This is a genomic window from Embleya sp. NPDC020630 (genome assembly GCF_044334985.1).
Classification (GTDB): Bacteria; Actinomycetota; Actinomycetes; order Streptomycetales; family Streptomycetaceae; genus Embleya.
In genome coordinates, this window is the sequence record NZ_JBIRUB010000032.1 from 57,734 (window position 1) to 71,331 (window position 13,598).

14 protein-coding genes are annotated in these 13,598 nt (G+C 70.3%); 7 read left to right on the forward strand and 7 right to left on the reverse strand.

Features of this window, described 5'->3' with window-relative positions:
• The first annotated feature begins 59 nt into the window (after positions 1-59).
• From ACH4XV_RS45060 to ACH4XV_RS45070, 3 genes are all read left to right on the forward strand, one after another.
• A complete protein-coding gene (locus ACH4XV_RS45060) occupies positions 60-1,025 on the forward strand; it encodes an ATP-dependent DNA ligase (protein WP_395799846.1) in 966 nt (321 codons plus the stop codon).
• A 137-nt stretch (positions 1,026-1,162) separates the two neighbouring features.
• Positions 1,163-1,576, forward strand: a complete 414-nt coding sequence (locus ACH4XV_RS45065; RefSeq protein ID WP_395799848.1) for a DUF6188 family protein — start codon at positions 1,163-1,165, stop codon at positions 1,574-1,576.
• Positions 1,577-1,843: 267 nt separating this feature from the next.
• The gene (locus tag ACH4XV_RS45070) at positions 1,844-2,293 is read left to right on the forward strand and encodes a hypothetical protein (RefSeq protein ID WP_395799850.1); all 450 of its coding nucleotides are present in this window, start codon (positions 1,844-1,846) and stop codon (positions 2,291-2,293) included.
• A gap of 46 nt (positions 2,294-2,339) precedes the next feature.
• Here ACH4XV_RS45070 and ACH4XV_RS45075 read toward each other — a convergent pair whose 3' ends face one another.
• The 3 genes from ACH4XV_RS45075 to ACH4XV_RS45085 all read right to left on the reverse strand — a co-directional run bounded on the left by ACH4XV_RS45075 (position 2,340) and on the right by ACH4XV_RS45085 (position 4,785).
• Positions 2,340-2,612, reverse strand: coding sequence for a hypothetical protein (locus ACH4XV_RS45075; protein WP_395799852.1), 273 nt, complete (start codon positions 2,610-2,612; stop codon positions 2,340-2,342).
• Positions 2,613-2,729: 117 nt separating this feature from the next.
• Positions 2,730-2,993 carry a hypothetical protein gene (locus ACH4XV_RS45080; protein ID WP_395799854.1) on the reverse strand — a complete coding sequence of 88 codons (264 nt, stop codon included), beginning with the start codon at positions 2,991-2,993 and terminating at the stop codon, positions 2,730-2,732.
• Positions 2,994-4,638: 1,645 nt separating this feature from the next.
• Complete coding sequence (locus ACH4XV_RS45085) at positions 4,639-4,785, reverse strand: hypothetical protein (RefSeq protein ID WP_395799856.1); 147 nt, start codon at positions 4,783-4,785, stop codon at positions 4,639-4,641.
• Positions 4,786-5,101: 316 nt separating this feature from the next.
• Here ACH4XV_RS45085 and ACH4XV_RS45090 point away from each other — a divergent pair, with 316 nt between their 5' ends.
• Positions 5,102-6,520 (forward strand): SAVMC3_10250 family protein, encoded by a 1,419-nt coding sequence (locus ACH4XV_RS45090; protein WP_395799858.1) that lies wholly within the window; start codon positions 5,102-5,104, stop codon positions 6,518-6,520.
• 120 nt (positions 6,521-6,640) lie between these two features.
• Here ACH4XV_RS45090 and ACH4XV_RS45095 read toward each other — a convergent pair whose 3' ends face one another.
• Positions 6,641-7,258 (reverse strand): replication-relaxation family protein, encoded by a 618-nt coding sequence (locus tag ACH4XV_RS45095; protein ID WP_395799860.1) that lies wholly within the window; start codon positions 7,256-7,258, stop codon positions 6,641-6,643.
• Between the two features lie 412 nt (positions 7,259-7,670).
• Between ACH4XV_RS45095 and ACH4XV_RS45100 the strand changes: the two genes are divergently transcribed.
• A complete protein-coding gene (locus ACH4XV_RS45100; protein ID WP_395799862.1) occupies positions 7,671-8,030 on the forward strand; it encodes a hypothetical protein in 360 nt (119 codons plus the stop codon).
• Here ACH4XV_RS45100 and ACH4XV_RS45105 read toward each other — a convergent pair.
• The gene (locus tag ACH4XV_RS45105; protein ID WP_395799864.1) at positions 8,022-9,224 is read right to left on the reverse strand and encodes an IS110 family transposase; all 1,203 of its coding nucleotides are present in this window, start codon (positions 9,222-9,224) and stop codon (positions 8,022-8,024) included. The genes ACH4XV_RS45100 and ACH4XV_RS45105 overlap by 9 nt on opposite strands.
• A 291-nt stretch (positions 9,225-9,515) precedes the next feature.
• Between ACH4XV_RS45105 and ACH4XV_RS45110 the strand changes: the two genes are divergently transcribed.
• Both ACH4XV_RS45110 and ACH4XV_RS45115 read left to right on the forward strand, forming a co-directional pair.
• A complete protein-coding gene (locus tag ACH4XV_RS45110; RefSeq protein ID WP_395799866.1) occupies positions 9,516-9,677 on the forward strand; it encodes a hypothetical protein in 162 nt (53 codons plus the stop codon).
• Between the two features lie 1,007 nt (positions 9,678-10,684).
• Entirely contained in the window at positions 10,685-11,038 is a 354-nt protein-coding gene (locus ACH4XV_RS45115; RefSeq protein ID WP_395799868.1) for a hypothetical protein, read from the forward strand.
• 363 nt (positions 11,039-11,401) lie between these two features.
• On the opposite strand, the gene ACH4XV_RS45120 is transcribed toward ACH4XV_RS45115, so the two are convergent.
• Together ACH4XV_RS45120 and ACH4XV_RS45125 are read right to left on the reverse strand one after the other, a co-directional pair.
• Positions 11,402-11,815: a hypothetical protein gene (locus ACH4XV_RS45120; protein WP_395799870.1), complete on the reverse strand. Its 414-nt coding sequence runs from the start codon at positions 11,813-11,815 to the stop codon at positions 11,402-11,404.
• Between the two features lie 714 nt (positions 11,816-12,529).
• The gene (locus tag ACH4XV_RS45125) at positions 12,530-12,973 is read right to left on the reverse strand and encodes a hypothetical protein (protein WP_395799872.1); all 444 of its coding nucleotides are present in this window, start codon (positions 12,971-12,973) and stop codon (positions 12,530-12,532) included.
• Positions 12,974-13,598: the final 625 nt, after the last annotated feature.

Here is a 13,598-nt window from a genome sequence, read left to right on the forward strand (position 1 = left end):
CGGGCGACGTGGACCTTCATCGAGTGTGCCGGACGGTTGCGGCGACGACGTTCCCGGGCATGGCCCAGTTGCCCCGCATCGCCCCCATGCTCGCGTCCCCAGGCACGCTCCCGCCCCGCAACCAGGACGACCGGTGGGCGTATGAGACCAAACTCGACGGTCAGCGCTGTCTGACCTATCTCCCCGGTGACGGGACGCTCGTGTTGCGCGCCCGTTCCGGTGCGGACATCACCCCGGCGTATCCCGAACTCCACCCCCTGGCCGAAGCCTTGGGCGGGACGCGTGCCGTCCTGGACGGTGAGATCGTCGCGGTGGACGAGCACGGGCATGGTGATTTCGAGCGGTTGCAGTTGCGGATGGGCCTGGCGGGCTCGCCTGCGAGGGCGGTTCGGATGGCTCGGGAGGTTCCGGCGTTCCTGATGCTGTTCGACGTCGTGGTCCTGGGCGACCGTGACCTGGTCGCCGAGCGCACGCCCTACGCCGATCGCCGCCGGCTCCTGGAGGACCTGGACCTGCGGGGCGCGCGGTGGTCGACGCCGGCCGCGATCGTCGGCCACGGCGAGACCGCCCTGGCGGCGACGCGGGACGCGGGCCTGGAGGGCCTGGTCTGCAAACGCCTGGCTTCGCCGTACCGGCCGGGATCGCGTTCGCCGGACTGGATCAAGATCAGGAATTGGCGCACGATCGACGTGGTCGTCGGTGGTTGGGTGCCGGGCCGCGGCCGGTTGTCCGGGTTGCCGGGGGCGTTGCTGGTGGGGGAGTTCCACGAGGGCGTGCTGCGGTACCTGGGCAGCGTCGGAACCGGCTGGAGCGACCGCGAGCGCGCCACGCTCGCCGAGTTGCTGCGGGTGGCCGCCGTCGCGGAGTGCCCGTTCGAACGCGCACCCGCGGTGGTGGGGGCGCGGTGGGTCCTCCCGCGTCTGGTCGGTGAGGTCGCGTACGCCACCCGTACCCGCGCCGGCTTGCTGCGCCATCCGTCCTGGCATCGCCTGCGCCCGGACCTGGTCCCGGAGGACCTCGTGTGACTGATCGAGATGGATGTGACTTGGTCGCGACGTCTGTCACCACATCCGTCTCCTGACGCTGCGGCAGTTGGCACCCGGTCCCGGCGTCGGGGGTTTTCTGCCGGCGCAGTCGGTGATCCGCAGTGCATCGTTCGGTGGTGAGTGATTCTTTGTTTACCGAGCACGATGACCGTTGGATCATGAATCTTCGGGGCCGGGACGTCACCAGGATCAGCGTCGACCACCGGCTGACCCTCCTGGTGGACCCGGGTGTCCACATAGCTTTCGCAAGCCCCTTCGAGCTGACCCACGGTCCCCACGGAACCTCCGAGCCTGTCGTCCTCACCCCGCAGCGACAGGACGTGATACCGGCGCTCGGGCTGTTCAAAGCGAAGGTCCTGTCCGCGGTGGCCTTCAAGACGGGCTCGATCCGGCTGGTCTTCGACAACGGCCGGCACCTCAACAGCCGTGCGGATCCGGACTTTGAGGCCTGGGAAGTGCGCGGGCCTGAAGGCCGGCTGATCATCGCGACGCCTGGCGGGGATCTCGCTGTCTGGTCCGGCCAGGGCTAGCCGGGTTCGCCGCCGAAAGTGAGCCGGTCAACGACGACCTGCTGCGCCCCACTCGGCTCGCTCCGCCGCTGGTGACAACCGCGGCGACCGCGCGGGGTGGATGACAACAACTCCGACCAACTGGTGACAACCAGCGCGATCAACACGAGGCAAATGTGCGGATCGCGCAATGCTCCTGGTGACACCTATCTCGACCGGCCACACCTCGGGTGACCGGTCGGGATTTCTGTCACCGGCGACGGTTGCGCGGCCTGCGATCATGCGGGGATGGCATGGGACGTAGTGTTCTTCCTCGCTCCCGACGACGAAGTCGCCGCCGCGACGCAAGGGACGGGGCCCGGGCGGGCCTTCGAGTCCGTGGCATGCCGTTTCCTGGAGCCGGACAGTGCGATAGCCGAGTGGGACATGTACTTCTCGGAGCCGTCCGCGGACATCCCGGCGCCCGAACTCCTGCACCGGTGGTGGCCGGAGTGGGTCGTCGGCCCCTTCAACGACGGCGTCGAGGTGTTCGCTCTGCCTCAGCGATTGATCCGGGCCCTGGCCGATGCCGGCCCCACCGAGTTGGCGGAGTTGGCGCATCGCTGGACCGCGAGGATCAGGCCAACCGACGGGGACGACATGACCGACGAGGAACTGCTCGGGGTCGTGCGGGGAGTCGCCCGGCTCGCGGTGTCCGCGGTGGACACGGGCGGCGGCCTCTACAGCTGGAGCTTCTGACCCACCGATGGAACCCCTTCGGGCCACCGGATCCCGTCGGGCCGCGCTACTCCGGGGTGTCGGCCGTCTCGTTCGCGAGCGCGGCCATGGCGGCGACCTTGAGGACCTGGCGGTCGGGGGCGCTGTCGGCGCCGGCGTCGGCGCAGGCGGTGATCAACGCGCGCATCGCGTTCAGGCGTTCGGCGCGGCAGTCGTTGAGAGTGTCGTCGTCGCCGGCCTCCGCGGCGCACAGGCACGCGAGGTGGGCCCGCTCGAAGCGAAGTTGGTACTCCAGCAGCGGTTGGAGGCGGTCGGGCAGCGGCGACGAATCTTCGGACATGTGTTCGACCATACGCGACGGCCGCACCGACCCGATCCAGGCGCTCCGCGGGCCATGCGCCTCGTTCGGGTGAATCCCGAACCCACGCACCGCGCTCTGCGGGCCCGGCTGCGCCGGCTATCGTGGGTCGTGGCCGGTGATCTGTGCGACGTGGCCTCCGGCGACGGCGACGACGAATCGGTGGCCGAGGGTGGTGGGTTCGGTGTCAAGGTGCAGGACGCCCTCGACGCCCGCCTCCAGAACAGGTGTGCCGTCGACGATCGCGGTCCAGGCGCGGGGGAGGACCTCGTCCTCGGCGGGCCAATCGAACAGGTCGAGGGTGACCTCGACGTCGCCGAAGCCTGGGAGCACGAGGTACCCGTGCGTCTGAGGCACGTCCATGCCTCGATTCTGCGTCGACCTGCGGGATCCCGCCGGCGACGGCGCTGCGTCGGGTGGTCGGCGTCGATCGGCGGAACGCTGGAACCCGCACAGGACTGTGCGGATGCGGGCCGAGTTGGCGACCTAACCTGCTGTCGTCCTCGTCGGTCCGGTACCGCCGAGGAGCGGCGGTGGTCGAGGCGGGGCGGATCGTGTGCGGCGGGATGCGGCGGGCGGAGGGACGCCGTTTTCCGACGCTCGGGAAAAACGCATATTCACTCGCGAAAAAGACATATGAGGAGTAATGGAAAGCCGGCTTGGTCGCCGTTTCGTCAATTTTCGAGTTTTCGACTGTGGTGTGCGCCACATCGAGAAAGCCCAGTTCAGGAGTGCGGCGCGCCGCGTCGCCGGTGGCGGGTTCCTCGTTTCGGTCACTCGAAAGGATGAACTCACCGTGACGAGCCAGCGTCGTTGCGTACCCGTAGTGCCGTAGATTTTGTCCGCCGACCGCCTCTCGGGGGAGGTCCGATGCTCCCGCGGGGTTGCGGACACGTCCGGATCTCGTCCGGCACGTGACCCGGGAGGGCAGGTGGTTCCGCGGTGTGGTCCCGATGGAGGGAACGACTGAGGAATCTCGGCAGGGTCGTACGGAAGAGTGGTCCGCACGTCAGGGACTGGTCGCCGACGGTCATCGCGCTCGTCGACGAGCTGCGGCGCCTCGGTCTCTTCTGAGCGTTGGGTCGAGGGCCCGGTCTGCACCGACCGGACTCCCCGTGACCCAGCACTCTGCCGGACGGTAGGGCGGAAGGCTCCTGGATCGCGACCTCGGGGCCTTCCGCTCACACGCTCACCCGTGGGACGACCCTCCGAGCGGGCGGCAACCCCGGTGTCGGAAGGTCCGGTCGAACGAACGGCAGCCCGCCCATCATGCCCACGATCGCGTTCGATGCGCCACGACCGATCGACGCCGATTCGCGTGTCCGCAGAGTCGAAACGGCCGATTCGCCGGCCTTCGAGCCGTCATCCGTGCAAGTGCATACCCGCACGAAGGAAGCCGTTCCCTCACCCGAAAAGGCGTATCGACGGCCTGTCTCATGCAAACGCCGTCCACCCACCTACCCGTATTCACCCGTACGAGTGAATCGGCGATGCGATTCGTCCCGCGATGCGACCGGTCCGGATCCGTGCGTTTCACCCGAACGAGGTGAACGCGGCACCCGAACGAGAAGCCGCCCCACCGCTCGCCGGTCGCGGACGGCGCCGGTGCCGCGCGGACCGGCGCCGTCCGAGACGTGAAACCCGGCGGCCTGGGGGGAAGGGCCGGCCGGTGCGACGGCGACGGGGACACACCGAACCGCCACGCCGGGCCTCGTCCCCCGTGAACCCTGCGCGAATCCGACGCACCACACATCGACCCTGCAAGGCTCCGACGCGCGGCTGCTCCTGGTCCTCCTCGCCGCGCCCGCGCCCGGCCGGGGCCGCCGGAATGGAGAAGGGCAGGGGAAAGGCCGTCTCTCCCGGTGCGGGTACACACCAGGGAGAGATGTCGGCGTTCCGGCGACCCCTTGACCAGAGCCCCTGACCAGGCACGATGCGGTCGGCTCCGGTCGAGCACGTTTCACCCTCGAACGCACCGCCGGCCGCACCCCACGCCCCACCCCTGCGGCTACCGGTCGGCGCCCCGGCCCAGGATCTCGGCGGAGTTCACCCAGATCGTCGCGTCGGGCCCGTGCTCGCGCAGCGCGTCGAAGCGGCAGATGTTCACGATCAACGCCCCGTCGCGCACTGCCGGCACCTTCAGCGCGGCGCGCATCACGCGGTCGCTGCGCCGGTGGAGTTCGGCTCGACCGGCGCCGGCGAGGACGACCAGGAGCGAAGGGCACCGCGGCCCGGGGTACGCGCCCTGCCATGCGGGCCGGGTCGAGCCCTGGAGCCGTTTGGATAACTGGTAACCGGCATGTATTCGGAGCCTGCGGTATTCGCAGCTATGCGCGGCAGAATCAGAGGGCGCAGCCGATGTTCGATGTCGCGGGGTGCGCCGAGCGAACCCTACGTCGTTGCCCTTGTTTCACCCGAACGGGCGGCAGGGAGCCGGTAGTCTCGGTGTCCGTTGCCGAGGGACTCGGGCGGTGTCTGTGGAGCGGGTCGCGGTCGTGTTCGTGCACGGGTTGTTCTCGTCGGCCCGCACGTGGAGTGCGTTCCGGGGCCTGATCGAGGCCGATCCGGACCTCGCCGGGATCGACCCGTTCGACTTCCAGTACCCGTCGCCGAAGCTCAGTCTCAGCCCGCTGAAACGGATTCCCGACTTCGACACGCTGGCGGACGGCCTGGGCACCTTCCTGGACACGCTTCCTCATTCCCGCGTGATCCTGGTGTCGCGCAGTCAGGGTGGCCTGATCGTCCAACGACACCTCGCCCGGACGGTCATGCACGCGCGGGGTCGCGAACTCGCGCGGATCGCCTGCGTGGTGATGTTCGCGTGCCCCAATTCCGGTTCCCAGCTCTTCCAGATCCTGCGACGAGCCGCAGCACGGGGATTCCTGGCGCACCCGCAGGAGCGGGCACTGCGCCCGTTGGACGACGCCGTCCACGAGACGCAACGCGTGGTCCTCGACCGGGTGGTCCACGCCGACTCGATCGCCTCCGACCGGTGTCCGGTGAAGGTGCGCGCCTACGCGGGCGACCAGGACAACGTCGTCGTACCGGCGTCGGCCCGCGGCGTGTTCCCGTTGGGTGGTGTCCTGCCGGGCGACCACTTCTCGATCATCCGACCGGACTCCGCCGAACACCTCGCCTACCGCGTGCTGAAGGCGAACATCGTGGCCGCCATGGGAACCCCGGCCCCCGCAGGGGTCGTCGATGCGGGAGTTCGCGACTACGTCTACGTGTCCGCCCGCAAGGTCGGTCGTATCGCGCGGACATTGAGCCGGGCCGTTCGGACCGGGATGGACGGCATACCTGATCTCAACGAGGGCCGGTCCCCGTGGTGGATGGCTGCGGGCGCGGATGGCCGGGCGCAGGACGTGATCGGGCTCGTGCCCGAGGTCGAGAACGCCCTGAGCCGCAAGTACGGCGTGAAGGACGTTCACGACGAGGAACTGCGAGCCGGCCACTGGTTCCTGCTCCGCGGCATCCCGATGCTCCACGGCACCGTGGTCGACTGCCCGGGAGTGATCTTCCTCGGCGAGTTACCCGGGATCCGGTTCGCCCTCGGCGGCTCGGCCGAGTACCTCCTGGACCGGCCGACGCCACCCATCGACCACCACACGGCGGATGCCACGTCCGGCCTGGGCGGGCTGCGAACCATGCTGGCGAGGATCGCTTTCCTGGAGCGGCAAGAGGACCTGCTGGACGACGCCGAGTACATGGCGCGCCACGCCGGAACGAACCTCCTGCATCTCGATTACGAACGCCTGAAGGACGTGTTCACCTCCGGTTGGCAACCCATGACCGCTCTCGCGCGATGCCTGCATGCCGACACCATGTCGGACGGCACGCGCACCATATTTGCGACACCGCTGTATGTGGCCTTCTCCGTGCCCGAGTGAGACGTGCTCGACGATCGCGGACGCCGGAGCGTCCTACGGCTCCACGTCCGTGGGGTCCAGGTCGGCGCGGTCCGACGTGCACGCGGCGGGTGGCGTACCGGCCGTACGCGCCGATCTTCTTCACCAGGCGCCATTCCTGCATGGACTTCCGGTCGATCTCCACCCACAACACCGGTGCTCCAGCGTCAGCACCGCGTCGGTGGTGACCCGTCCGCCCTCGATCGGGTGCGCCACCTCCACCGCCCAGTCCGTGATCCCGCCCCATCCGTGCCGGGCGAACTCGATCGCGGTCGCCGTCACCGTGAGCGCGTGCGCGGCCAGTCCGCTGCGCAGCGCCGCCTCGCCGGTGGCGGCGCGCCGGCGTTCGGGTGCCCCGGCCTCGACCAGGGCGCGCCGGCCCGTCTGGGTCAGGTGCCACACCCAGGTCCGCCCGCGAGGCACCCGGCCCACCAGGTCGGCGTCGAGCAGCTGCATCACGACCCGCCGCACGTACGCCGGTGACGCCAGATGCGGCGTCAGCGCGAGACGCAGCTGCGCGGTGTCTGCGACCCGACCGCGCTTAGCATCGACAGCACCCGCGCCCGCAACGGATCGTCCTCGAATTCCACGGTCGACCTCCCACCGCGCGGGCCCCTCCCGCGCACGGCCGACACCCTGCACTCGCACCCCTTGTCCGGCGTCTGTTCGCCCCGGTTCGCCCCGATCCCACGGACACAGGTCAAGGGGTCGAGCGGACACACCCCGTAGCGGACAAGGGGGTCGTCACGTCACCCTTTGACCGGATGGAAGGGACGCCAGCCCCTATCACCGGGCCGTGCCACCTCCATGCCACCCTCGTGCCACTCGCGTGCCACCTTCGTGCACCCGGGCCACGAGCCCCGCTCCGAACCGCCCCTTCACCCCGGCCGGGCCGGGGGCGGCCTCTTTCGGGGTCGGATTTTTGGAAAGAGGCCCCGTCGCGCGGGATCGTGAGCGCGCGAAGTGCCTTCTTCCGCTTTGAAGCGAGTCGGCACCACGGTGACGGTCCGCCCTACCCGGCACAGATGGTAGCTCCGGCTGACGGACGCACCCGTGTCGTCCGACAAATGTCTGCGGGCTTTGTCAGTCGGTGTCAGCGGTCCGTCATGAGGTTTGACAGCGGGGTGCCCCTATGAGTTTGGTCAAGGTCGTGCGCCAGGATTGCGACATGGCGATCTGGTTCCGCACCTATCACGAGGACGAAGACCTCTGGCAGTACTTCGAGGCCGGTGACGACGGCTGGGTCACGCGTCAAGTTGAGCTCGGAGTGAGAGACGCGCGGCCGGTGACTGCGGCCTCGCTGGCAGAGGTGCTTCATCTGCGTGATCATGCCGACGCCGCGGTGATGCGCCGGTATGAACAGCGGTTCGGCATCCTTGCCGCGGGTGAGGTTGAGGGTTGGCGTGATCAGCCGCTCGCTATCGAGGTCTCGGCGGAGGAGTTCGAGCTGGTGTGGGTTCAGGCAAGGCGAGAGCTGGATGAGTCACGCTGATCCGGCGGGCCGGGACTGGTAGAGGGTGCCGTCGCGGAGCATGGCGAACAGGACGTCGACCCGGCGTCTGGCCAGGCAGAGGAGTGCCTGGGTGTGCCGTTTGCCCTGGCTGATCTTCTTGTCGTAGTAGGTGCGGGAGGCCGGGTCACTGAGCGAGGCAAACGCGGCCAGGAAGAACGCCCGTTTCAGCTGCTTGTTGCCGCGGCGGGAGGGTTGCTCGCCGCGTATGGAGGAGCCGGAAGTGCGGGTCGCGGGGGCGAGGCCGGCGTAGGAGGCGAGGTGGGCAGCGGTCGGGAACGCGCTGGCGTCGCCGACGTCGATCAGGACTCGGGCACCTGTCCTGGTGCCGATGCCGGGCATCGAGGTCAGGATTTGTGACAGCGGGTGCTCGTTCAGCAGTTCCCGGATGCGCTTCTCCAGGAGCCTGCGCTGGTCGAGGACGGCCCGCAGCGAGCCGGCCAGACTCGGCACGATCAGTGCGGCCGCCGCGGTGCCCGGGACGACGACGGTCTGTTCGTCGAGTGCGGTGAGGATGTCCTCGACGAGGCGCTCGAACATACGCGGGGCCAAGGTCCGGGCAACGCCGAGCAGGCGGCGGCGTCCGGCCTTGCGCAGGGCGGCCGGGGAGCCGAACCGCTCAAGCAGGGCCAGCACCGCGGGGTGGTCGATCCTGGGCCCCAGCACTCGCTCCAGGTGCGGGTGGATCTGGGTGAGCAGGCCGCGCAGGCGATTGGCGATGCGAGTCGCTTCACCAGCGAGGTCGTCGTCGAAGCCAACGATCATCTCCAACTCGGCGATGGTCTCGTCGGTGAGCTCGATGCCGCGCAGGGTGTGCGGCATGGTGCGGGCGGCGTCCGCGATGACGAAGGCATCACGGGCATCGGTCTTGGCCTCGCCAGGGTAGAGGTCGGCGATTCGGCGCATCGTCAGACCGGGCAGGTAGGCCACGCGGCAGCCGGCATCCCGTGCGATCGCCAGCGGCAGGGCGCCGATGGAGGCGGGCTGGTCGACCACGACCAGGACGGTGCCATGCTTCGCGGTGAGCTTCTCCAACACGGCCCGCATCTTGGGCTCGCTGTTCGGCAGCCGCTTGTCGAAGGCCCGCTTGCCCGCCCGGGTCACCGCGGTCCCGTGGTGCTCGCCTTTGCCGACGTCCAGGCCGAGGAAGACATCCACATCGCCGGTGTCGATCACGCTGATCCCTTACGAGGTCGTGCTGTCCCGGCCTCGTTGGCGTGGCATCAGTCGCCGGCATCCACGTTACGAAGAGCCTCCCAGCACGCTGGTGGTCCTGCCCCTATCAGCGGTCTACCGATGCCTCCGACCCGGTGACACCACCCCCCGGATCATGCGAACTACAGGGGGGAACAGTCATGCCGGACCGGAGGCCGGGAGCCCCGTTGCGGGGCCACGAAGACGGTAACGGGGGTGCCGTGGTCGGCGGCTGCATTTGGTGGGCGGTGGCTCGTCAAACAGGTCGAGGCTGTGGAGGACGTCGGCGGTGAGCGCGACGTGGGGGTGGTCGGGGTCGTGTTCCGCGTCCTGGGGTTCGCGGGCGGTGGGCACGCTGCCGCGTCCCTCGTCCACCGGATCGGGGACTGGCTCGCCGCCCTCGACGACGGCGGTCGGCAGAGTTTGTATCAGTAGGCGCGAGCGCGTCGGCCGTCGGGCCGTGGTGAGCGTGTCGAGTGTGTGGAGTTGCCGCACCGTGGGGCCGTCGCCGAGGTCGTCGATGCCACCGTCACGGAACAGACAGCCCCACCGCAAGGTCGCGGTGGGGCTCTTCGCCTGCCTGCGGAGGTACGACCGGCAGGTTTTGGGATCAGACGATCCGACCCCCGAAGCCAGGTAACCTGACCGACTCAGGCGACGTCGGCCGACCCATGGAGCCGAGCGACCGGTCGCGACGCATCAGCATTCGTAGGCGTATTCCGCCCTGCCTTTGGTCGAGTTCCAGGTGAAGGTGGCGGACTTCCCGGCACCGATGCTCTTGCAGGCAGGGTCCCAATCCCAATTGACGGAGACAGTGGCGTTGATCGTTACGCCGCATATGTTCTTGACCTGCGCCCTGCCGTTGGCGTTGCTGGTCAGCGAGGCACAGCCGGCCGACGACGCACCAGGTGTGGTCCCGGACGGCGCAGGCACTGCAGCCACCGCAGGGGCTGCTCCGGTCGCGGCGAGGGTTCCCACCGCAACTGCCATCGCCAAGGGCGTCAAAATACTGCGAGCACGCGACATTCTCTGGTCCCTTTTTCCTTGTGAGTGCCCCTCCCGCCTCGGGGGGGCTCGCCCTGTTGGGCTACACCAAGAGCGTGTTGGCTCAGGAGGTCCGGAACAACGGAAACGCGCTGTCCCGAACAGGGCGCCGCTGTCCCGCCTGCTCACAGGCATGTCCGGGTCTTGTCCCGGACAGGGGAGCAGGCGTGGAACTTCGTCGCGCCCGCCAAGGGGTGGTTGGGCGAACGCCTCGACATCACCGTCGACCTCAGCGCCGGACGCCTGCGACCGGGAGCCCGCCGACACACCAATCGGGTCCGATCCGCCGCACGGCCCGACAGAGGCGAGGTCCGCAGTGAAATCCCGGCGGACCAGGTCCGGGATGCGCGGGTGCGCGTCGCCGGCCGGGCATCGCGCCGCCGGGGTGGCCTCCGGGCGTGCGCCCGCCCGGCGAGGCGGGGTGGGAGGAGACCGCCGTGGCGTGGCTGTTCGACCAGTGCCCGCCCGGCTACCGCAACCACGACGTGCTCCGCGCGTTCCCGGTGATCCTGGCCCGCCTGGCACACCAGCACGTGAGCGCCGCGCTCGCCGCCGCCCGCGACGGCTACGGAACCGCCCGCCTGGACCTGCGCGACGCCGTACCCGTCCACGCCATGGACGGAGTACTGCGGATGTACGAGTACGAGGGATCCCGCGCCGCAGCGACCGAGCGCGCCGTCGACTTGGTGGAGCGGGCACTGGCCGGCGAGCGGTGGAACGCCCGGCCGCGCACGCCCGACCCGCCCGACTGACGCGCGCTCGCGGGTGAGCGGTGGCCGGCCCGGCCGCCTCGAACGGGGGCGATTTTTGAAACCGGCGACCCGGGCGGCGGGTTGCCTACCGTGTTGCCATACGTATTGCCGTACGTGTTGCCCACCGTATTGCCGTACGTATTGCCATACGTGTTGTCTACGCGTCCGGCCGCCCGGGATCGTTTCCCCTGGTCACGACCCCCGAACGGCCGAGGGAGCGTGCGGACTTCTTCCCTGGGCGACCCCTCGGCCGGGTCGTCCCGCTCGAACACCGCCCACCCCGGCGCCCCGGTACCACCGACCCGAGCACCCTCCGAGCACCCGGGCCCGATGGCCGATGCGGAACAGCCCCGATCCGCCCGGCTAGCGGTTCGGGTCGTCTCCCCGGGCGGCGCGCACCGCCCGCACCAGTTCGTCTCGCGCGGCCGGCCGGGGCAACACCACCTCGTCGTCCGGGCCGGGAGCCACGATCCACCGCCCGTCGGCGACCTCGGCCGCGATCCGCTCGGCCGCCGTCGCCACCGCCGCCGTGTCGTCGGGGGAGCCGTGCGATCCGATGCCGTGCCACTCCCCGGGATCCCACACCACCAGCACCTCCCCGAGGTGCACCGCGCATCCGAGCGCGGAGTCCTCGGCGCCGCCGCACGCGGCCACCCACCCCAGCAACAACTCGCCCGCATCGTCTCTCGGTCCGTCGCAGGCGTGCGCCGATCGCGCACCCAACGGACACCGCCCGCCCGGTTCGTCGTGCTCCTGGTCCTCGATGTGCTCGGCCACCCGGGCCCCTCCCGTAGTCGGAGCCGACATCCTTACCCGGCCGGCACCGGCGCCGGGCAGGTTTCCCCGTTTCGCCCCCACACCGCGCCGCCCGCGTCCCGGGTTGGCGTCACGAGCAGGCGTCACCGCGTGACGCCTGTTGAACGCGAGCGTCTGCGCCATGCCCTCGTCCGGCACCGCGGCGAGCAGTACACCGCGTCCGACCGCTTCCGAATGCCGAAGGGAGTGTCGGCGCCGAACCAGTGGGCGCCGCACTCCGGGCACCGGAACCGCGGCCACGGATGCGGACGACCCTCCATCAGGGCCCGCAACGCCTCGCCCCCGGCGTCCAGCTGAGCGGTCCGCGCCCGCCACAGCCGCCATTCCCTCGTCCGGCAGGCCGCCGAACAGAACCGGCGGGAGGCCCGCGACCCCTCCGGAAGCGGACCACCGCACCGATCGCACCGCCGGGCGTTCGTCCTGGTCACCTCTCCAGGGTCGCGCCCCTGCCGGGTCCCGTCACCGGTCCCGAGGTCGCCGGCCGCAGGCGGACGCCCATGTCGTATCCACAGGCGCCTGCCCGCGACCCGCCCGGTCGGCCTCGGGGGCTGGGCCGACCGGTGCGGCCGGCCGGCGACGGGGAGACGCCGAGCCACCACACCCGGATCCAACGGCCCACCCGCCCCCCGGGGTGACGCCCCGCCGGGCGGCGTCGGCGGCGGCCGGGCCGACGGTTCAGTGCGGGCCGGCCAGGCCCAGGAAGCCGGCCAAGGTGTCGATCGCGGTGTTCGCCGCGCCCCGCCGATCGCCCGGCGGCATCGCGCCGACCGTCGCGAACAGCGCGTCGTTCGCGCCGTCGAGCCCCGCGCGGGCCGCCCGCCGGAACGCCGGATGGCTCAGGCCGGGCACGTCGTCCTCGGTCATCGACGCCGGCAACCCGCCGAACGCCCGCTGCGTGGCGATACACGCCAACTCGATCACCCGCGCCGTGGTCACCGGATCCTCGACCAACAGCGTCAGCAGCGGGTCCTGACACGAGACACACCCGTCCATCGCCGCGCCCACGAGCGATCCGAGCAGCACGTGATCGACCGGACGGCCGCCGGCATCGGTCTCCGGCGGCATGCCGAACCCGCCGTGCGCGTGGTCGTTCTCCGGCCCCGCCGTGTCCGCGCCCATCGGATCCTCCGTCGCGGTGGGACCTCACACGAGGTCGCGAATATGAAAGCGGCCCGGCAGTCCCCGGCCGGACACGAGGAAGGGGCGTCGACCACCGTATGGTCGACGCCCCTTCCCGTTGCCGGACTTCGCGGGGCACAGCCCGCACGCACGCCGCGAGGCGAATGTGTGGACCCCGCGACCGGGCACCCGACCACCCTGGCACCGAACCGGCCCCGCCGCCCGAGGTTCACCCGAACGAGTCCCGGCCCGCCGGCCCGGATCCCCCATGAACCGGACACGGATCCGACACGAACCACACACCGACTGCGCATCCACCACCCACCCGGGCGCCGGCCCGCCCGACCGTTTACCCGTCGCGTGGGGCGTCGCCTGCCCCGTCGCCTGGGGCGTCGTCCTTGGAAACGACGGGGCAGGAACCGGCGTTCGGGCCGGTCGGGGGCCGATATGCACCCTCGAACATGCGCAGCCTGTATATGGGGTTCATCGTGAGTAACCCCAATTCACCCCGGCTGGCCCGGCCCGCCCCCGCTCATGTCCAGCGCATGCCCAACGCGTCCAACTCGGCGATCCGCTCGGCCGAGAGCTTCGCCCGCCTGCTCCTGGTCGTGGTCACCCACACCCC